Raw genomic sequence first — 22,248 nt, 5'->3', positions numbered from 1 at the left:
TCAGGTAAATATAGGGTCATCACTTAAAAGGAAATATGATTGGCAGTAGTATCAAAACTGTAATTGAATAGGCAATTGTGAGGGGTAAGCCTGCACGTAAGAAGTCACGTAAATGGTAACCACCCAAGTTTTGTACAATTAAATTAGTTTGATAGCCAAAAGGTGTCAGGAAGCTTGCACTGGCCCCATAGGCTACAGCCATCACAAACGGCATCCAACTAACGCCAAAGCTATCGGCTAAACTCCAGGCTAATGGAAATGTGAGCGCCGCTGCAGCATTATTGGTCATCAATTCAGTTAACAACAGAGTTAACAAAAAAATACCAATAACCCCAACAAATGGCCCGGCCCCCTGGAGTGAATCTCGCATTGACAGAGCAAGACTATCTGCCAGTCCACTACCGGAGAAAGCTTCTGCTAAGACTAACGCACTGGCAATAATGATCCAGATCTGGAATGGAAAGCGCCGCTGTAGTTCAGTGGTAGTAACGATGTTCAATATCACCATAAAACCTAGCAATACCACCAAGCCTTTTAGTAGTGAAAAAAACCCCAGAGCTGATCCTGCCACAACACTCGCGAACCCCAGCCCCAGTAACCAGCTGTCCCTAGAAGTTAGTTGGCGCTGTACATCAGTACCACTGATTACATAGAAGTTCTTATCAATATTACGATGGTGCTTAAAATCCTGTCCTACCGCCAAAAGTAAGGCATCTCCAGGTTGAAGCTCAATCTCACCAAGCTTTCCGGACAGGCGATCACCGCCTCGGCGCATTGCCACCACGGCTGCATCGAAACGAGTTCGAAACTGACAACTTTTTAAGGTTTCACTGACGATGCTGGAATTGGGAGTTAGAACGACCTCTGTCAGGTCCATATGCAGAGTATCATCATCCAATGCAAACAAATGCAGCCCCTCTATAGCCTGGAGCCTTTGTATGTCACGTACATCACCACTAAAAATCAGCTTGTCACCACTACGAATAAGTTCGGTGGGGGCCACAGGGCTAATACTCTGCCCTCCACGGACAATCTCGATTAGGTAAAGTGTTTCGAGTTGGCGCAAATTGTTTTGCTCGACACTACGACCATCCAACGGTGAAGCGGGAGTGACTTCAGCCTCCAACAAATATTGAGCCGCCTCCTCCTCTACAGCGCCTCCTTCGGGGAGCAGACGATTGCACAGAAACAATACTACCAGCCCGACCACAACCGCAGCACTACCAATAGGTAGGAAAGCAAAAAAGTCCAGTGACGCTTCCCCCCTATCCAGAACAAAGCTATTCACAATCAAATTTGTGGAGGTACCTATCAGTGTCAGCGTACCACCGAGAATAGCCGCATAAGATAACGGCAACAGCAGCTTACCTGAGGGGTGGCGCTTCTGAGCCTTAACGCTGGATGCCAACGCCGCGACAATAGCTGTATTATTTAAAAAAGCAGAACTCAAGGCTGTAGCACTAGTAAGTCTTAGTAAGCTGGATTTCAACCTCCCACCGATCAATCCATCAGAGATCGCCCTGAGCCAGCGTGCTTTCTCCAAGCCAATAGAGATTAGTAGTAACACGACCAATGTCACCAGGCCGGGATTAACTGCTTTTTGTAGAACCGACTCGACAGGAACCAAGCCGGTCAAAAAACATACAGTAGCAGCAGAGGCAAAAACCAGAGAGGGACGAACGCGACTAAAAATCAAAGTAAAGATAACTAGAACGAAAGTGCCGGCAACAAAGAATTGGGAGAAAGTCATAAAGTTGGAGTGTCGCTCTGGTAACCTAGGTAGATACTTCACCTGATAGATATCTTTGGCAAAGGCAAACTATACTAAATCTGTTGCCAACACCCAACGATTAGCTTTTCTCCCATCCTCAAGATTAACTCAGCTCTTCTATCAAAGGAGTTCATACGGTCATGTTTTTCAGAGAACTCCTTAGAGAGACTAATGAGGGAGCCGGTTCTCAATACCGCAAACATGATTCTCACCGCGAAAGTTACAATCTGGTTAAAACATGACCACATAAAGCAATATACCAACCCAGAGGGTCATCATAGGATAAATTGATTTCGCCCGTGAACACTCATTAAAGCCTCATATGAAATTTGGCAATGAGTATGAAAGCGGCTGTATGATAGGGAGTATCAGCTATTAATCTATATACTATCGTATATACGAAATCTTATTGATAGCTGGGAACTTAATCATCTCGCGATCGAGTAATTTAGAGGGGCAGCTCTATAGAGCCGGCATATTCGGTCAACCTGAGATATAGGGTAAACTGATATTACATCTACAAAAGACTTAGAAGCTTAAAACAAATCCTAAATTTTAGTTTAACCCTCATCGAGCTGTCTTTCAGCTTTTTTTCGTACTCCTAAACTGGAGCGCTTAGCATCCTGAATAGCTACTCAAATGCTATAGTCAGAGTTAATATTGCCGTTTTGAAAGACCATCAACCGAGCAAACCATAACCCCTGACATTTGTCGACTGATTTGATTACTCAACGCCACAAAGGGGCTTTTGTTCTCTCATTAAGGCCTAGAGAAAAATCCTCTCTAGTGTGAGTCAAAAATGGACTGTAGTAAGGGTCTTTTCCCTCATCTGTAGACCACCGCGTCTTCAAACTCATTGCCTCACGATCAAATCGAGCCCGTTTCTCTGGAGTATTATCAATACCGCGACTGATGGATTCATGATGATACATTTCTGCCCAAGGTGTCCATAGATTGCGATAACCAGCTTCCTTAACCTTCAAACAGAAATCGACATCATTAAAGGCCACCTCAAAATGTTCCTCATCTAGCCCCCCAACAGATTCATAAATACACTTACGGACCACTAAACAAGCCGCTGTAACAGCAGAAAAATTTTGTGTGCACATCAAACGATTCATATAACCCTCTTCGTTGCGATGATAAAACTTATGGGCATGACCTGCTAATCTACCAAGACCAACAACAACACCGGCGTGTTGAATACGGCCATCGCCATAATACAGTTTGGCGCCAACACAACCTATATCTGTCCTAAGAGCATGAGTGACCATTTCATTCAACCAGTCGGGTGATATCACTTCAATATCATTGTTAATTAGGCCTATAATCGCGCCTCGAGAATTTTGCACACCAAAATTATTGATCGCTGAGTAATTAAAAGGAGCGTCGTACCGAAGCACTGTGATATTGGAATATTTTTTTAGAGAAGATAAATATCTTAATGTTTCAGGATTAATACTTTGATTATCCAGAATAATTATTTCATAATTTCTATACGTCGTTCTTTCTAAAATACTTGAGATACATTGACGTAGTATCGGTAGCATATCTCGTGTAGGGATCAAGAGTGAAACCAATGGCTCCTCTTTTTGTAAAGGCCAGAGTACTCGGAGCACTCTATGATTATCGGCTACTCTAACTTTAACTTTCCTACATCCTATATCATTAAAATAACTCTTTAAAACTTGTTGACAGCTTGGCAAATAGGTTGTGCTGGTAATTCCTTTTAACCTATGGAAAAGTACTCTGGGAATATGAACAATTTCCCGTTGAGGGTCTTTTAGCTTTCGTAGTGCCTTAAGAAAAAATAAGTAATCCCAAGCCTGACTTGAAAAAAAATCATAAATTTCATCAGAATCCAACAAAGCAGGAGCAAAAAGAATAAACTCACCGATATAATTCCTAGAAAAGAAAAGATCTGGATTCCAAGCTGGTTTAAAATCAGGCAAACATCTTTTTCCTGCCTCATTAAGTAAATCCTCATCTGCATAGATAACCTTCGCATGAGGCTTGCTCTTTAAAACATGCAGTAAACAGGTAAGTGTTTTGGATGCAAGTAGAGCTCGTGGAGGACATAGTAACTGATAGGTATCTGAGTAAAATAAAGATGGATATACCGATTCATATATAGATCTATCAATCAAAGTGATTCTATTATCAGCACTAACGAAATCATTCAGATTATTTAAAACGGTTTTGCCAATAACGCCTAAAGGCATAAGCAAAATTTGCCACAATTTATAGTCTTGAGCCAATACTGAACTGATTGTGCATCTTACATTCTCCAAGGAATCAGAATTTTCAATCGGCATTAATAGTATAAATTTTACACTATTACAGGATGTAAGTGTCTTTGGCCAAAAAGTAGGTTCAATCTTTTTAACCCAATCTCGATAGGATACGCGTCCACCTGAAGGTCTAAATGTCGCATCATAATTAGCCCATCGATTGGCCAACCTGAATGGTACTCGTAAATGACGGCGCTTTAAGCGCGAACGCATTCTGTCACGTGCGAAAATTAAAGATACACGAACCAGAATTAAATGATGAATTTTTAAGTAACATTTACTTTGTGCAGGAGAAAATTGTAATTCTTCCCCTCCTCTAGCAAACCAGAGCAGACGCTTTGATAAACGACCACTACGAATAGGTAAGCGGAGGTGTTGTGATTTCCTCCCGCCATTGTGCTGCAGGATAAAAGCAGCATCCAAATAGCTTTGATCAGACTCTAATAAAACTTCCACCATATACCAACCACGTGAAAAGTACTTACTATCAATAGCAAATTTAGGTTGAATATCACTCGTTTTTTTTATCACATAGCCATCTATATCAACCCCTGCGTGCAGCCCTTGAAGCGGGCGCAGTAGAGGACGTAAGTCGTATCTAGTTAAATGTGGAACGGATATTCCTGAGCACTTAGTCTTCATATACAACTCCATAAGTCCCCATTATTTTCATACTGGTTATCACAGCGTCGCAGCTCCAAAGAAATCAAATCTTAAAATTATTTGGTCAAGAAATTAATATAAAAGTATTATTTTAACTTGACGGCCCTATAAATCTTGGAAAAAAGCGCCCTAAATTCAGAGCTAAACATTCCATTCCCAGAGGTATTCCCAAGGCTGTTCAAAGTATTGATTAACATAGATTTTTCTTTAGAAGATATTTTTAGCATGTATTCAGAACCATGCTCCTTAGGAAGCGACTCAGGATACTCTAATTGCCAATCTGAAAAGTCATATTTCAGATAATGCATATACCTTTTAAAAATTGGCTTAAAAAAAACTACATCTTCATCGGTATACCACTTCCTCCAATTTCCATAAGCTTTACTTCTAACAACTCCTTTATGATTTTCATCAACAGAAATATTCTTTAAAATTGGAAAAGAGAGATAATCTTGTAATTTTTCAACATTCCCATCGATAAGATCCTCATACTTGAGGATGAGCCAATCCTTGCTTGCCCTTTTGAGAAACCTTAAAGCTCTCAAATAGGTATCAGACATTTTTCCTGAAAAAACTGGGTAGAAATTTGGATTCTGATTAAACAAAAAGGTAGCAGGAATATCTTTTGGATTGAGTTCCTTATATCTGACTAACCTGAGGGTTCGCTCAAATTTAACTTTATCTGGTCGATGTGCCCAGTGCCATCTATAGAGTATCTGACTAATAAACCTATCACGTGGATCTCTAACAATGAAAATTTTTTTATCATAAAAATTTTGATGAGCTAATATCTGTTTAGGCGTTATTCCAGAATCTAGTAAGGTTTTTACAATTTCATTTTCGTGAGATTTAACAGTTTTACTTATGCCTTCCTTTACATACTGTATTACACCAGCTTTCATTTGAATGTCAAATGGCTCAAAAACTTCTTGAACATTTTCTCTAAGATATTCCTCCATAGAATTTTTTATTATCGTATGCAAGAACGTGGTACCCGACTTACTCAAGCCGTAAATTAGAATTCGCATACAAACTATTCACACGTATCTTTTATCATGAATATAAATATAGCCAAGAGGTAGCTCCTCAGTTGGGACAAAATTCATTTTTCTCTGAATATAAAATTTTAAAAAATTTAATCTTTTATACTAAGATGTATGTACTGATAGAAGATCTATTTTTCGCAAAATTGATTTAAAACAAACAACATTGTTATCAAAACTATACTTGTTTGCTGCATGTCGCCTACCGGCCAATCCCATTCTTAGTCTCAATTCTGCATCTTGAATAAGCCTGACCAATCGTTCAACAATAGCTTCTACTTCACCGAATGGGACAAGATATCCTGTTTCCCCCTCAACGACTAATTCCGATAGAGCTCCCCAGTCATAGGTGACTACCGGGCGTGCTGCTGCCATGGCTTCCAATACAGTACGTCCGAAAGACTCTTGAAAATGGGACAAATTCACTACAATATCAGCCTCGGCCAAAGCATCCTGCGGGCTGGGTATATATCCAGTAAACTGTAGATACGATGAAATCTCTCCACTGCGTTGCCTTGCTCGTAAGTCCCTAATGAAATCATTTTCAGGTCCAATTAATTTACAAACAGCAGGAACAGATCTTTGTTCAAGTATCTCAGCTATATTTACAAAATCTACTAAACCTTTTTTTAGTAGATTATTACTAATTAAAGCGATACATATGAGTTTGTCCTCAGAAATATTAATCTGACGCACCAGATCAAACCTGGTAATATCTACCATATTGGGCACTAATACAGAATTACTTGACGCAATTTCCTTCTCAACAGCCCTGGAATTTACAATTGTGATATCAGATAAATTTCTAACACGTTCTGTTATTAATGTTGGATTTGCCCCTAATATCTTACATAAAGCCTCATCATGAAATGGAAGTTCTCGTACATGAATTATGGTAATAACTTCTGCAGCGCGAGCCGAAAGTAATGGTTCATCGAGGACCAAAGTATTAGTATACACTGCATGAATATTATACTTGTTTATTAATCGCTCAAAATGTGCCATGGTTTGAGAATTGGGCAATCGCCCTGCCCTCCACCAACCATAGGGTAGAATTATCACAGCACGTACCATAGATTTAATCGTATCAACATAGTCAGTGTTTATAGCGTTTGGTAATACTACGGTCACATTAACCTCTAAATTATTTAAAACAGCTATCACGTCTAATAAACTACGTTCCGCGCCGAAAAGATTTTTTCCTGCCTGATGTGCACAAACTAAGAGATTCAATCCCGATGGTCGATAACTCTGTGCACCAAGTATTTCTAAAATAGGTTTTAGTCCTTGCATTAACCCTATCGTCAAAAAATGATATATTATAGGTTGACTGCCTATCTCTGACTCTGATACATGATATTGATAACCAGTGGTACTGAACTCTGGGCCCGGATCCCTCCCCTCTAAAGAACCAATGAAGCAGTAGTGTTCTAACAAATTCAGTTGTGAATCCTGTAAATCTGGATATTGCTCCAGGTACCAAGCTACATCAAAAAAACCCGACTGCTGCACAAGATCCAACGGGTTTAAATTTTTTACAGGTTTTTCTTCAGAGCATATCGAAGAGGGTGCCAGGAAGTAACGAAATTTAGGATTGGATGGTAAATAAAGATCTTTTGGCGATTTAGCTCCTGAGTGCCAACGCTTAGCAGCGTCTTCGTAGTCCTTTCTGACACCGTGAAAGCACGTAAGGAGATTTGTCTCATTACATCTACTCAGAGAATCGTCACAAATGCGACCAAAACTAAGAGGCACACCAGGCAGAACTTCTATTAATGATTCCTTACCAAAGGCATTTTCAATTCTAAAGTAAAATTCGGTGTCCCCATTGATAGTAACTCCATCCCAATAGCCTAGAGTTTTAAAAACCGAACGACGAAACATCAAAGAAGATACATTGCGATAGATCCAGCTATCCTCAAGTCGCCAATGAGTAAAATATAATTCCGAGTTACTTCGTACCCAATGAGATGTGCAAGCGACTTTATCAGGCGCTGATAATAAAGCTTTTACCTGATATTCAATTTTTTGTGGATGTGACCAGTCATCACTGTCATGTGTTGTAATCATGTCACCATCGGCAACTGAAAGACCAGTATTACGAGCTGCGTAAGCACCTAAATTTTTTTTATGACGTAATAAGCGTATTTTCACTCCGTTATTAGAGTGAATATTATTCTCAAAGGTTTGTAGTAAACGCCATGTATCATCTTCGCTTGCATCATCAATGACAAGTATTTCTAGATTTCTCCAGGTCTGCTTACACAATGATCGAAGCGCGCTTAACACAGTTTCTTGAGCATTATAGACAGGTACAATCACCGATACTTTTGGCCCACTCTTGACATAAATTGTGGATATATCAGCTTTAGGGTCAAGAGAATCTAGACTCAATATTTCACTATTGCGACTAACAAGGTTACATAATCCATACTTTGTGAAAATACTATTGATTACTTTTAAGCGTCGCTCACTCAAGTATTTATCAGTAGCGAAATTATTATTAGAAAGTAAATTGACTTCGGCAAGCAGGACATCGGCTTGGTCGGGGAATCTCTGAGCTAATATATGAAAGGCTTTTAGAGCTAAATTTAATTGATCGCATCGTAATGCAGATTCAAACAGCAATAGCAAGGGGCCCGCATGAGAAGGGTATAAAAAATGATCAAATAGGAATGGCTTAAGAGAGTTCAATGCCTTTAACCACTCCTGATGAGCAGCATACCAACGCGCTATAGCCCAGGCTATATATTGACGCTCTTGAGTTATAGTATTTGGATCCAATAAAGCCTTTTCTAAACGAGGCAGAAGTAACCTATGCCCCCCCCCCCATAGATGATATTCCCATGCTATAGCACGATTTCGATAAGGACGTCGACCCTCAAAACGTCCATGTTTAATATAATGAATCCAAGGATCGAAACCTGCTGCGGCAACATCTGGATACGTTTTTAAATACCATTCAGAATCGAATTGCTCTTCAGTAAAGTAAAGATCATCTTCCCTCAATGGGGAAATTTTTAAACATTTCTTGGACAATATGCGCCATAGGCGCTTTATAAGCATCACAGTAATCGTTCTGATCAACAAGGAAGTGGCTGTCGGCCTTCATCCTTACCCATTGAAATATAATGGATTAATGGGTTAAATCCGCTATCTTTGACATCGGGATTACTATCAAGATACCATTGGCTATTAAAGTCTGGTCCGGGGTTACGACCTTCGAAAGCACCCATTTTTAAATAATGTAAAGCAGGGTTATTTGCTGAGTTTTTATCCTGCGCGATATCTGGATATGAGTTTAAATACCATTCAGAATCAAATAATCCTGATTTATTAATTTGGTTCAGCTCTCTTTTTTGTTTGCGAACTTTCTTAGTGTACTTACCAAAAGGAAAACCAATCACAAAAGCCTTACTCTTACTAGATGACTTAACGTCCAATTCATCATCGTTATTTTCTATTGCTTCATACTCATGAAGGGCTAATGTATTTTCTTTTTCTTCAAGTAAACGGGTCAATGAAGTTAATTCTTTAAAACGCTGATCAATAGAATTTTTCGCATCAGAAAGATCTGATTTCAGTGACTGGACACGAAGCTGTAGTTGCTGTTTAGTTTGTAAAAGATTATCTCTTTCGATTTTTACAGTGCTAAGATCCTCTTCAAGGCTCTTACATCGTAGGATCAAATCTTCTCTAGCCTTCTCAAGATCACGTTTTATTTGACTGGCCTGATTGAATTTCTCCTCAGAGGACTTAATGGATTTTTCCAGTAACTGTGTACGATTCTGAACTTTCTCCCACTGAGAATTTTTCTCGGCTAAATCATTCCTTAAACTATCAATCACCTTGCATTGAGAGATTTCAGATTTCTTCAGTATCTCAAGATTTGCATTCTGCGATTTTATTGTTTTCTCTAACAGCTCAATTGAACTCTCTAACCGCTGTATTTTTTCCTTTAATTTTGTGAATTCTTGTTCATATTTTGACTTTAATATCAGCTTCTCTTTTTGAGACCTATCAAGGGAATTCGTAAGCTCTTTTAACTTTCTTTTACTATCTTCTAAAAGTGTATTTTTATGAATGAGAGTCTCTTCCTGAGACTTTAATCGCTTCTCATTGGAATTTTTACTAGCGACTTCATCTTCAAGTTTTAGCTTAAGCTTCTCAACTTCCAGGCTTAATTTATCTGTACACAGTTGAGACTGCTTCCAATCTTTATTAAGAGTTTGACAGCGGTCAAGAATTTCACTTTTCTCTTTAACCAGATCAACATTTTTATGTTTATATTCTTCGAGACTCTCTATAAGTTGACGATTACTGTTTTCAATTTTCTGCCAATGAAGTTGTTTTTTTTCTAGAAGAATTATTCTCTCTTTTAGCTTTGTTTTATCATTAGATAGCTTTTTAGTCTCACGAGATTGTTCAGCGAGTTCTTGCTCTAAACGTTTTGCGAAAATTTGTGACTTTTTCCGTTGCTCCTCTTCTTCCTCAAAAGCTTGTATCCACTCGTCTAAATCCTTTTCTATACATTCAGCTTTCAATAATTTATTTTCTAGAATCTTAAAGTCGTTCTCAAACTTTACGATGCGATCTTGAGCCTGTTGTAGATTGTATTGAATTTCTTCAAGATTTTTTACTTTATCAATAAGATCATTTTTTTCTTTTTTAAGATTAAGAAACTTCTGTTCAAGCTGCTCTTTTTCAAGAGCAAGGGTTTCAGATTTTTTCTTAATTTCTGAAATATTATTATTTAATTTATTTACATGGATTTGTGTTTCTTGCCATTGCCTTTCTTCTGCCCTAAGAATACGGACCTGATCCTCAAGATGATTCCGTTCTTTTGTAATACACTTCTCTATTTTTTCTGCTTCAATGATTTTATTTTCTAAAGAATCTGCATGTTCTTTTGTCTGCTGCCATTTCTTCTGTTCTGAATGAAGCTTTTTAAGCTGTTCGTCTAACTGACATTTATTTATAGATATGTTTTTGTATTTTTGTTTGAGATTGACATAATCTTTTTCTAGAACTTTTAAGTTGTCATATTTACCTTGTAGAAATTTATTCTTGTCATTTAAACTATCAATCCTTTCTTCAAGTTTTTGTTTTTCTAAAGTTTCGACTTTAGTTTTTTCATGGAGCTTCTGAAGCTGCCCCTCAACTTTATCCTTTTCAGCTGCATTAACTTCAGCGTTATTTTTAAGACCTGTAATAGTTTTTTCTAAACACCGTACTCGATCGTTTGTTTCTTGCCAAGTTTTCTGTTTCTCTAGTAAAGACCCAATCTGCTCTTTGTACTTATCTTTCTCTATATTATTCTTTTCAAGTTTACGTTTTAGATCAGAAATAATAGTTTCTTGTTGCACCACTTGAGAATGTACTTTTTTCCAAGATTTCTCTTTCTCTTGAAATTCACATACTTGTTCTTCAAGCTCATTCTTCTTCGTATTTGCACTCTTGAAGTTAAGCTCAATTTTTGATAGGGCGTTCTCTAGGAGAGAAACTCGACTTTCTGCTTCTTTTCTTAACTTTTGATTTTCTTCAAGTTTACTAACCTGTTCTTTTAGTTCACGCCTCTCTATGGAAATACTCTTATACTTATTCTTCAATAGAGAATGGTTTTTTTCTAATTTATTTTTTAGATCCAGAGATTCTAGATAATTTTGCTCATTGATTTTTAATGCATGAATTTTTTCTTCTAACTCACATTTTTCAATATTAAGATTTTCAGAGCTACGGCCAAGCTCTGAAATCTCCATCTCTAATTGCTTGACATAAGTATTAGTATTTTGCCAGTTCTTTTTTTCATTATGTAACGATTCTATTTCTTGGCCGAGCTTATTTTTCTCTACACAAGCATTCTCAAATTTACGCTCAAGTTCTAAAATCTTATGCTCTAGTTTCTCGACTTGTGCCCGTGCTTGTTGCTTTTGCTGATCTTTCTCAGCTAATGCAGATTTCAATCCTTCATTTAAAGTTCGTTGAGTATTCAACATTTCTTCCTGCTTATGCAGGCTATTAAGTGCTTTTTCTAGCTTAAGTTTTAATTCAGATAATTCCTGTAACTTCTTTTCTTGAGATTGCTGCTCAATAGATTTTTCGGAATCTATCAATTTTAATTTAGCTTCAAGTTCAACAACTTTCTCTTTGTAAGATTTATTATTAGATTCAATTTGAAGATTTGTTTTTTTTATTTTTTCCGTTTCTTCGCATTGGTCAGTAAGATGCTGCTCAAGTTCTGTAACACGAGTTGAGAGATTATTGCTTTCTTCCTTCTTCAGTTCATACATTTCCTGGATGCGTCGTTGCTCATCTTGTGCTCTGGTAACCGCCCCCTCATTTGAGTCATAACGTATCTTATAGTTTGTCAATTCTTGTTGCTGATCTGAATTAATTACCTGTAATTGTAAAAGCTTCTGGTTCCTAGCATCCGACTGTCGGTACTGTTCATTAAGCTGTTCACGAAGTTGTGCCAACTCGGTTTTAAGTTCATCACGTAATTCTTGAAGTATAACAACCCGTTCAGACAAACGTCCTTGCTCTTGGGCATGATCTGCCAAAGCCAGCTCCATACGTCGGTTGAAACCAGTTAATTCTTGGCTTCTGGACTCTAATTCAGATCGAGTCATTTCATAATTTTCATTTAACTCCTTAATCTTATTTTCCTGTTCTACAAGATTTAATTCTAATACTCTCGCCCTTTGTAGATATTCTCCAGCCTGTAAGGCATCTTTGCAGGTTCTACCTAAACGTGAAAATACGTCTCTAATAACTTGCAAAGCTGAATTTGGTTGGCAATTCTCAAAAAGTTTAGTGAGTAATGGATTTAACTCACGTCCCATAGAGACAACGCCCAAACCCTCTCCATGTTGAAAGACAAAAGTAGCGTTATCCTTTGATAAAGAATCAAACGATTTGGGCCTCTCATGTCCTGGGATTCTCTTCGATATGCCAGGAATAAGAATGAGGCCACGAGCAGACAGCTTTGACTTCCAGCATGCTAACAGCCCGTCTAGATCTTCATCAGCTGTTGGGTTTAATAATAAAAGCTCGATACTTGAATCTTCAAACTGACCTGCGGCTCTCATTGATGAGCTATCAAGTAAAAAAGAAAAATTGTCAAAATGCAGATCATGATAGGCTAATGCCTCAGCCTCTAAAGAGGTGGTATTCTTGCCTTGCTTTTTACAGGTAGCGTAACACCGAGTATCCAAATGAAGTCTTTGAACCGCTTGGCAAAGTGCAAAATGCGCGACGCCGGATTCTATTCCCAAAGTTATTACTGTTCGTGGTTGATGGGCTTCCATCAACCAAAATAAGAAAGGAACATGCTCCAGCCACAGAGATGAGCGTAGGAAGCCTGGTTTCCAGAACATGGAACTTTGGGCCAAAGAATTAATCGCAGGTTTTATCGCCAAATCGGATTGCATTTTTTCACTTCCCCTGTCGGCATTTGATACCATTCAAAGTAAATATGTTTACAGCCCAGCCTTGTTTAAGCAACAATTACAAATGATAGTGATGTGTCTTGTTATTGTAGAATTTTACCCTCAAATATAATGTGTTAGTAGATTCTTCTTTGAAAGTATTTATAGAAAAACTAGCAAATTTAATCCAGATAACGGTATGCCTAGTAATTGGCATCAAATGAAACAAAAATTAATAAAGGCAGAATCTAAGTAAATTAGATTTTAATTATAGCTATGATTCAAATTAGAAAAATTAATTCGATTTTAAATCGATTGTCCTTAAACATTAGGCGATCACTTATACAACACATTATATAGCATACTTGAAGCATTAATACTCTTTTTAGAACTATTTAAAACTCGCGTTGGCTGGCAAGGTTAGTTGTGCTTCATAAAGTTAAATTAGACGAAAAGTCTCATAGTTTTTATAGTCCTTAATATTGAACGCTTTAAGAACATTTAATCGGTCTTGTATCTCTAGATTTTTCATTTCTACCAAAATCTCTTTAGAAAATTCCCACCAACAGCTCTCTATAATAGAAGTGAATAGTGAAGGATCAACGCGATACTTTATATGCCTTGCTGGTGCTCCGCCAACCACACTAAAGCTTTTGACATCCTTAGTAACTACCGCATTTGCACCAATTACAGCACCCAGGTTTACTCTTACTCCTGGCAAAATAACCGCACCATCACCAACCCATACATCATTCTCTAGTACTGTGGGTTTTTTAAGCTCCTTTTTTGACAAGTTTGGGGAAGTTGTTAAATTTGTCATAACATGAGAACCTGGGCCAATTGATACACGTCGCCCAATTGAACAATAACGCCCAATAAAGCTCTGTTTTATATAACCACCGTCGCCCATGTAAGAATGAGCGCCAATAAATGATTTATATTGTCCTTCTAGTACAGGTGAATTAAGCCTGATAGACTCCTCAAAAAAAGCATACTTAGGCGCATTAGATCTTTTTACGCCATTCTTTGCACAATCTCTGGAACGAATAGGAATAGAAAATGAATTTGGAAGCGAAGGAAGCTCCGACAAAAAATTCTCCAGTTTTTCCAGTAGCAGAGCTTTAGAATGTGTCACAAGATCAAACTCCACATGAATATAAGAGAAATTTTTTTAATAGTTTTACTTTCTTAAAGATCATGTTTAATAATTGTAATGAAAATCGTTGATTCCTAACCTACGTGTAACAAAAAAACTAACCTGGATTTACAGTCTGAAAAATGTTTTCTGTATTTTTCTATATTCTTCACAAGAAGAAATGATCTGTTCTTCTTCATCAGTAAGCTCTACGATGGGTGTAAGGTCCTTGGTTCTTTTTTTTACATTTTGCATAGTGTTTTGGGGTAACATTGTATTAATTTTTCCAATAAATTCCTCATTGCAGTCAATACCAAGTGTGTCAAATATTGGCTTATAGAAATAAAATAGAGGTTTTTTGGGGTATAGGTCAACATTAACAATAAAAACCCTTTTGGGGAATCTTGTCTTTAATTTAGAAAAATTGCGAAAACTAACTTTATATTTTTCAAATAAATCATTAAAAGGAAGGCTATTCCATCTAATATTCTTCAGATTTTTAATACTCCTTAAGACGTCATGAGCGTTGCGTGCACAATATACATAAATAGGCTTGTTTATAGAGAATATATTTTCATATATTTCAAAGTAACTTTCAGCGGTTGGTGTTTTATTGCCAATAATTTTTGCTGTATATGATTTCTCTATTTGTCTTAGATTTGATCGAATAAGCCAGTAACTTTTAACTATTAATTCTTTTCTAATTGGTAACGTACTAGGTTCAACATTCTTCATCATAGAAGAAGTGATTAGTCTATCAACACGCCTCATTAACATTCTTACATTATGAAACTCGTTTGTTATGCAAATATCAGGATGAAGATTCAGAACATTTGCACACATCCTGGTTCCACTTCTTGGGTTCCCTAAAATAATTACTGGTGGACTATTCATAATTAAATCAAACCCTTTGCTTAATGCAAGTGATAACTAATAGTTAAGATTTAGGTTAAAGAAATTTAGATCAAGTTCAACAGTTTCACCGGAAACCAGCAAATTAATTTTAGAATGTTTTTTTGATGCGTATGAAATCTTTACTTCATTATTATGATCAAGTTGGATCATTGTTAAAAAATAATTTTTATTTGACTCAAAAACAATTCTTTGGCTATCCTTTTTAAGGTTAAATTTTTTTGCATGGAAACTAGGAATAATTTTTGCTACTGGAAAATCAGTTTCATAATTGCTTTCATCATTAAAAGTAAATTGTTTTATTTGGCAGATACATTTTTTGTTATTGTTTAACAGATTTACATTTTGATTAATTACATTAATAGTTAATTCGGGTCCAATATGGAAATACTGCTCTATACCTTTTGATATGCCTTCAAGTTGATCATAAATTAAAAAAACACCTGGTTTTATCCAACATATCATTCGAACAATAAAACATAAATCATAATCTGAAATTCTTGCTAGAGCTATTTCATATTTACCAAAATCTCTAAACCCAATAATTTCAGATCCACCTATGTTCTCTTTATAACTTTGATTTTTTATTGCGATATTTACTTTTCTGATTGTCTGATTTTCTCCTTTTGGTCTTACAGTATTATGGTAAGATGTTTTCTTCAGTTTTAATGAATTGATAGAATTTTCGTAATTTAAAAAGCCTGGATCAATTAAAATATCTGTACCTTTGTAATAAAGGTTAAAGACCCCATTATCTCCATGCTTATGTACATGAGTTTTATAGCCAGAACTAAAATAAGCCCATATTTTATCCGTCGGGTCCCTAAAAATTACTTTATTTGCATCTCTAAGGAACTCACTTTTTAAGCCTTTTGAACATTTATATTTAACACCTGCATGTGTATCACCAATTGTAGGAACTGTACCATCTGGTCGTACAATAAGACTTGCATACTCTTGAGCTTTCCTCAGAGAGCAAGAGGCTTTTTTGTGTAGTGACGGATCTAAAACGGATAGAGGTTCTTTTAATTTCTTTAAAAACCTTAAAATCCAAAAATGATATCCGGGACTATTTTCAATATGTACCCCATCTTCAGTTAAATCTCTGGTTAATGAATGACTTAGTCGAGAAATGAGATTTTTCTTGAAATGGGTTGGATAAGAAATATTGTTCCCTTCAAAAGTGCTTACTAAACCCAATAAAGCAATATCCATCATCAAGCCATGATTGTAATGTTTGTAATTACAAATATCTGATAGATACTCTCCATTAGATAGTAGAGTACTTATAATGTATTGTGGTATTTTTTTATTTGCATGAATTAGGCATGATAATAGATAACAAAGAGATTGTGTTCTATTAGAAAAAGCATGATCACCCAGTAAAACTCTTCTCATAGACTTTGTTATATTTTTTTTCTCTTGGGCTTCCCATTTAATAAAACTATTTACATAAGCTATTGCTCTCTCTAAGTAGACTTCATTCTCCGAAACCTCATACGCATTAAGTAAATATGAGACAGGATGGAAAGTATAAGTGTATAATGAATAGGTTGTTTGCGCGGATTCAAAACGCATTTCCCAGAGTTCATTGAGATCATTAACTTGGATATTTGATAAAACAGGAGACAGTCTAACTTTATTTTTAAGAATGTCATCTGCAATAGAAATTGTTTTTTTACCGATTGGTGTCAATCTGAGGATTTTTTCAGCATTATAAAAATTGATTTTCATAACAAGGCCTCATAATACCTTGAACATTTAATAAGAAAATTTCTTTTTTGAATTTCTAGGTTTTGATTTTAATAATTTTTTATATGGTCATATGTTATGAAAGATTTATGTTTTATATTCTATGATTTATAAATTACTGATTTTTGTATTTTTTTTGAAAAGTTTTTTAAAGTTATAAATAAGTTATTTCTTACACTGTAACTTTTGTTAATTTTAAAAATCCATTTTGTCAAGAGTGCGATCCTCTAACTCATTCTTAAGCGATCTATCCAAGATGTGAGACAGATCATCCCGCTCAATTTTTTTTAGATGATACTTAACTTTTGAAAAAACATGGAAGATTTCTTCATCGGTGAATTGGGACGTTTCAGAATCTGGATATTCCATAAAATTATTATTAAAACCTTTAGCATCACCAAAAGAATATTCTTTGAACATTTTTCTGTTGGCTTCCTTAAAGTTATTATAGAAATCAATAGCTATATCTCTTCTAGGAAGCCTTCCTTTTCCAGAGAAATTTGATTTAAGAATCTTAATTATTTCTTTTCTATTTTTATTAGGCTTATTATCGTTAAATCTTAATAAGAATTTGTTGGAAATCCTAAGAAATTCTTGAGCAGCAGGATTTAAAGACTCATTAGAAACGTCTGGTTTTTTATAATTTGAAATATTTTTAAGTCCACACAGACGGAAAAAATCATAGAAAAAATCTTTCTTTACAAAAAGATTTTTCTCAAAAATTCTTGGCTTGATCGCAGAGATTCCAAATTGTTTACGCCAAATGTTCAAAATTTCACTATAGTTATACCTAAAATTTAGAGCGTCTTTCGATGGGATTATCTCAGAATTGGTTGAACCCGTTATTAAACTCAAATTATATAAACTTGTGGCATATCTATCCTGTCTTCTAAAATAAACCACAATATTGACTTCATCGAAATAAGGTTCTATAAATTTATAAAGAGAAGATATTTGTTCTTCACCAAAACCACATAACCATTCACTGGAAAATATTACGTTTTTTGATTTTTTTAATTTTTTCGTGATCATTTCAAGTCTGTTACGTTGGAATTGCTTAATTTCATTATAGTTTTTCAATCCCAATTCTCTAAATATTGACACTTTACAATTTGGTTCAATGAAACAAGCGGGTAAAACTCTAGGCCTAAAGAATGGAACCAATCCATTGGAAGTTAAATTCTTTTTATTTAACTCTAAAGACCTTTGAATAAAAGATGTTCCAGATTTACTCATTCCAATATGTAAAATGCACTTTCGCATATTTTATCCCTATATGCTGTATCTTTTCACTTGATGAAATAAATTGAAGTCAAAATGTTTATCTACAAGATCAATAGTTTCATTTGATATATCTCTATCACCGCCTAGCATCTTAGACTTTTCAACTTGACGTTTGGCTTCCATCCTAACTTCATCATTAATAGCCAGTCCCAAGTAATCAAAAATATCAAGAAGGTTAGATTCCTTCGAATAGAGGTTTTCACTAATGACGTAAAGGAAACTTTCTGAAAATTTTCCATCAGTCATGAGCTCTCTTATAGTTTTGTTGTTTATATTGTAATCCCAACAAGCAACAAATTGATCCCTAGGGGTGATATTCTTTGAACTCCATGCATCTTCACCAACTGCATTTTTTTTTGCTCTTTTAAAATAACTTTCTGCAACAAAATACGGGTTCCTAAAAAGGTGTATAACTTTGATGTCAGATGGTTCAAAATTATTCTTTGTTAAACCCCAGCTCATTAAAAAATTGGGTCTCTTATCACCAATATATATTGATGAGTTATATTTATTATAAAGATTGTTATATTTTTCCTTATAACCTTCTTCATGGAAAATTATATCTCTGCTCAGCATTGACTTTGAATAACCATTACCTGGTCCATATCTTTCTGTAGCCATGCATATTTTATTATGAGTGTTTAAAAAAGCACCAAGAGATGTGGTTCCAGATCTCGGAGTGCCACTTACAAAAATAAATTTTTTTTCCAAAAAGACTTCAGGTCTTTGATCGACACAAAGCAAGGCTGATCTTTCTTTAAAAAATGGATCATCTAAATCTTCAGCTTGAATACCTTTGCCAAGAAATGTTAAATAGTAATCATCACCACTTTCAGCCATAACAGAAAATAAAACTGCTTTATTTTTGTCTGTTATTAATTCATCGCTTAATTTTTCACGAATAATAAATCTTGCAGCAGCAATATCGCCTGAATAGTATAAGCATCTAATCATCTTGACGAGCCGATATTGCTTTATACGTCCACCTGTATTGTTGTATATTTTTCTCCAGACGTAACTTGCCTTCTTGAAGCTCTTTATAGACATAAGAAAGTCAGCAGAGATATTGAGTAACTTTGGGTCGTCTTCCTCAATAAGCTTATTTATATGATCAAAATTATTTAAATAAAATTTCTCTAAATCCTCGTTGCGATATTCTTCAGTTGAAGAAATCAAAACGTTTAAAATATCGCTATCTTGCATAGCTTTCTCCAAAAATATAAATCATGTTCTTGATAGAATTTATCAGAATATTTTTCTCTAAGTTGAACTTGATAAGATCTTGCAAAATAAGTAACAATGTATATTTTTTATGCGCTCAAAACACAGAGCAGTAATGATAAAGTAATGGTTATCTTCAGGCATGCCTTTATGAAATTTTACTTTATTAAAATAAGAGTTAATTGTCTCATTTATAGTCTCTGTTTTGTAGTTTTAATCGGTTATTAACAATATTTTTATTATGTAGTATCGCCCATCACTTTAAATGATAAATTTCAGATCTCTTTGTGAACAAAGAATATATTTTTACAGTCTTCGGATTTCTATTTTTTCATACGGCACAATATCCCTTGAAAATTCTTATATTATTCTGATATCTCAGAGAAGTATTAAGAAAGAAATAAGAAAACTATGTCTGATGAAATGTACAATTTTCTCTGGAATATTCATCAACCCTCTTACAATAGATTTTTAATATTTCAACCTCAAAAAAAGGGATTATAACTCCAATCTTAAAAAAACGGTTCGATAAAACTCGAATTAATCTTTTAGAAGACATTTTAAATAATTTTTGTGGTTTTCTTTTAAAAACTATAAATAGTTAAGTATCAATTGAGAGTTAAATTTAGAGCAAAATCTATCAGTGGCGTACTTTTTTGCATCATGGGATGACAGGTTTCTATTTTGAAGTATAGATTGACAAGCTTGCTCAGTGGTTTCAACTATACATTTTTCTGGATAGATCGTCGATGAACCATCCCAATTAAAAATAATTGGAATCGCACCCGAAGCTAATCCTTCTGCAGGAGCTAAATGAAAACTCTCAAAATCACTCACAGATAGAATATAACCAATTTTCTGAAGCCAAGAATCTATAGGTCCATGCCCTTCAAAGATGACATTATCTTTCCATCCATTATCTTCTATTCTTTTGTATTGTTTACGATAGTAGTCCATTTCTGATCTGCGTGATCTTGAGTGCATCCAAGGATATTCCTCTGGGCGCTTTCCTTTCACAAAGAGTTTATATCTCTGATCCAAGTTATAAAGGTTCTCAAAAATATCGAGAGCTCTATCCAGCCTCTTACGTTGAGGTACGTCACCAATCATGCCTAAATGAAACTTAGCTTCTTGATTTTTAGCTTTATCAAGAAGTTTAATATCTACTAAATTATAGATCATCTTACATTTTTCTCTTTTGAGAGAAAATTCACTTACAAATTTCTCATACCAGTAAGGTGAAACCATAATATAGTTATCAATACTATCATGGTTAAATTTCTCTGGACTTCGAGTTGTAATCTCCTGAAGGTGCAACCTAGTAATTAACCGTTGACCTGATTTTTTATGCTTGGAATACCAAACGGTATTTCCTAAACCCCATTCACAAAAAATAGTATCTGCCTCATTGAGGAGTTTGAAGCTTTGCTCCTCATCATGTTTGTTATGCCCTTGCCATTTATCAATTAAAAGTTCAAAGTCAGAACTCTGCTCAATAGCATTCATGATAAATTTTGCAAACTTTAGGTCATGACCAGCAATAAGTATCTTTTTCTTGTCTTGTAAAAAAGTAAGTGCCTGTTGGGCACGATTCACCAAGTTATGATAGGAAAAACGCTCTGCCTCGATATTATTGATACTTAAATGACCATGTAGTGCGTCATACATAGCGTCCGCGATCCCTTCGATATTCTCTTCAGTTAAAGAGGCTCCGCCTATTTTTTTAAGCATATCTGGAACACAGCCCGTTTTCATGGTAACTGCCACTATTGGCTTTTTAGCACCAAGATAATCGGCAAGTTTCCCAGGATAAAATGGCGTATCTTTGAGACCTTGATCGCTGAAGTCAGCATCTCGTAACAGCAAACAGTCTGCCTCAGTCATTTTTCTTAAGCTTTCCAAGTAGCTTATAGTTCCATTGAAACTAACTACCCCCTCCAGTCCATAATCTTCTGCGGCTTCAATATAACGATCATTTGCACCATAGAACTCTAAAGCAAAACGACCTCTAAGTTCAGGATGCTTTAGCAGCAGACGTTGTGCACCAAGTATAAATGGCTCAGAAGTACGTTTGAATTTATACAACATCCCAACATGCATAAATTTGAATACTTTAGATTCACTTTTTCTATAGTGAATTAAGTCAGCTTGGTACATACGCTCATCATAACAGTGAGGCAATACATAAAATTTTTCATCATCTAACGGATTTTCTAATGATCTATTTACTAATTTTTTTTGGTAAGAATTAGTGATAACAATGCGGTCTGCCTGTTGTAAGACGAGCGCCTCTATTTGACTATCTTCTTTAAGTAGAGGGAACTGATAAAACTCATTATAAGGATTAGCAGCAATAGGGTCGCCAAAAGAAGCGACCCAGCGTAATTTTGGATTTAACTTCTTGATTGCCATCGCAGCCATATGTGAAGCAATCTCATGCGAATGAGAAACCATTACTGAGTAATGATTATGACATTTTAAACAATTGTAGTAATCGAGTACTTTTTCAACATACAGAGTTCGTGCTTCTCCATCACGAGCGTTTTCAATAGGTACCTCAATTTCATAACGATTAAACTTACTCGCTGCATACTTAAACATACCTACGTTATCAGGTTGTTGCTTTCTTTTGATCTGAAGCACATCGTATTCATACCCAGTATCTTTTAATCTCTTGAACAAATTAAATGCAGATGAACTCTTGTATGGTGGGAAATGCCAGGATACTAATAAGACTTTCTTATTCATG

Annotated in this window: 11 protein-coding genes; all 11 read right to left on the bottom strand. The window is 35.6% G+C overall.

Annotation, left to right across the window (positions count from 1 at the left end; all coding sequences use genetic code 11):
* Positions 1 to 19 precede the first annotated feature (19 nt).
* Complete coding sequence (locus tag ACJJIB_RS05735; protein WP_444888156.1) at positions 20 to 1,792, bottom strand: SLC13 family permease; 1,773 nt, start codon at positions 1,790 to 1,792, stop codon at positions 20 to 22.
* Between the two features lie 707 nt (positions 1,793 to 2,499).
* Positions 2,500 to 4,704, bottom strand: a complete 2,205-nt coding sequence (locus ACJJIB_RS05730; RefSeq protein ID WP_444888155.1) for a glycosyltransferase family 2 protein — start codon at positions 4,702 to 4,704, stop codon at positions 2,500 to 2,502.
* 107 nt (positions 4,705 to 4,811) lie between these two features.
* The gene (locus ACJJIB_RS05725) at positions 4,812 to 5,753 is read right to left on the bottom strand and encodes a sulfotransferase domain-containing protein (protein WP_444888154.1); all 942 of its coding nucleotides are present in this window, start codon (positions 5,751 to 5,753) and stop codon (positions 4,812 to 4,814) included.
* 120 nt (positions 5,754 to 5,873) lie between these two features.
* Complete coding sequence (locus ACJJIB_RS05720; RefSeq protein ID WP_444888153.1) at positions 5,874 to 8,807, bottom strand: glycosyltransferase; 2,934 nt, start codon at positions 8,805 to 8,807, stop codon at positions 5,874 to 5,876.
* A 44-nt stretch (positions 8,808 to 8,851) separates the two neighbouring features.
* Entirely contained in the window at positions 8,852 to 13,198 is a 4,347-nt protein-coding gene (locus tag ACJJIB_RS05715) for a coiled-coil domain-containing protein (protein WP_444888152.1), read from the bottom strand.
* 436 nt (positions 13,199 to 13,634) lie between these two features.
* On the bottom strand, positions 13,635 to 14,330 hold the full coding sequence (locus ACJJIB_RS05710) for a CatB-related O-acetyltransferase (protein ID WP_444888151.1): 696 nt from the start codon (positions 14,328 to 14,330) through the stop codon (positions 13,635 to 13,637).
* A 129-nt stretch (positions 14,331 to 14,459) separates the two neighbouring features.
* Positions 14,460 to 15,224: a sulfotransferase gene (locus tag ACJJIB_RS05705; RefSeq protein WP_444888150.1), complete on the bottom strand. Its 765-nt coding sequence runs from the start codon at positions 15,222 to 15,224 to the stop codon at positions 14,460 to 14,462.
* Between the two features lie 36 nt (positions 15,225 to 15,260).
* A complete protein-coding gene (locus ACJJIB_RS05700) occupies positions 15,261 to 16,976 on the bottom strand; it encodes a heparinase II/III domain-containing protein (protein WP_444888149.1) in 1,716 nt (571 codons plus the stop codon).
* Between the two features lie 213 nt (positions 16,977 to 17,189).
* Positions 17,190 to 18,257 carry a hypothetical protein gene (locus ACJJIB_RS05695; RefSeq protein WP_444888148.1) on the bottom strand — a complete coding sequence of 356 codons (1,068 nt, stop codon included), beginning with the start codon at positions 18,255 to 18,257 and terminating at the stop codon, positions 17,190 to 17,192.
* Between the two features lie 9 nt (positions 18,258 to 18,266).
* Positions 18,267 to 19,481 (bottom strand): sulfotransferase domain-containing protein, encoded by a 1,215-nt coding sequence (locus ACJJIB_RS05690; RefSeq protein WP_444888147.1) that lies wholly within the window; start codon positions 19,479 to 19,481, stop codon positions 18,267 to 18,269.
* Between the two features lie 609 nt (positions 19,482 to 20,090).
* Positions 20,091 to 22,247: a glycosyltransferase family protein gene (locus ACJJIB_RS05685; protein ID WP_444888146.1), complete on the bottom strand. Its 2,157-nt coding sequence runs from the start codon at positions 22,245 to 22,247 to the stop codon at positions 20,091 to 20,093.
* Position 22,248: the final 1 nt, after the last annotated feature.

This window comes from Microbulbifer mixtoriginis (SeqCode), assembly GCF_052467705.1.
Note: the sequence above shows the minus strand (reverse complement) of the source record. Positions and strands in the feature narration are given on the sequence as shown.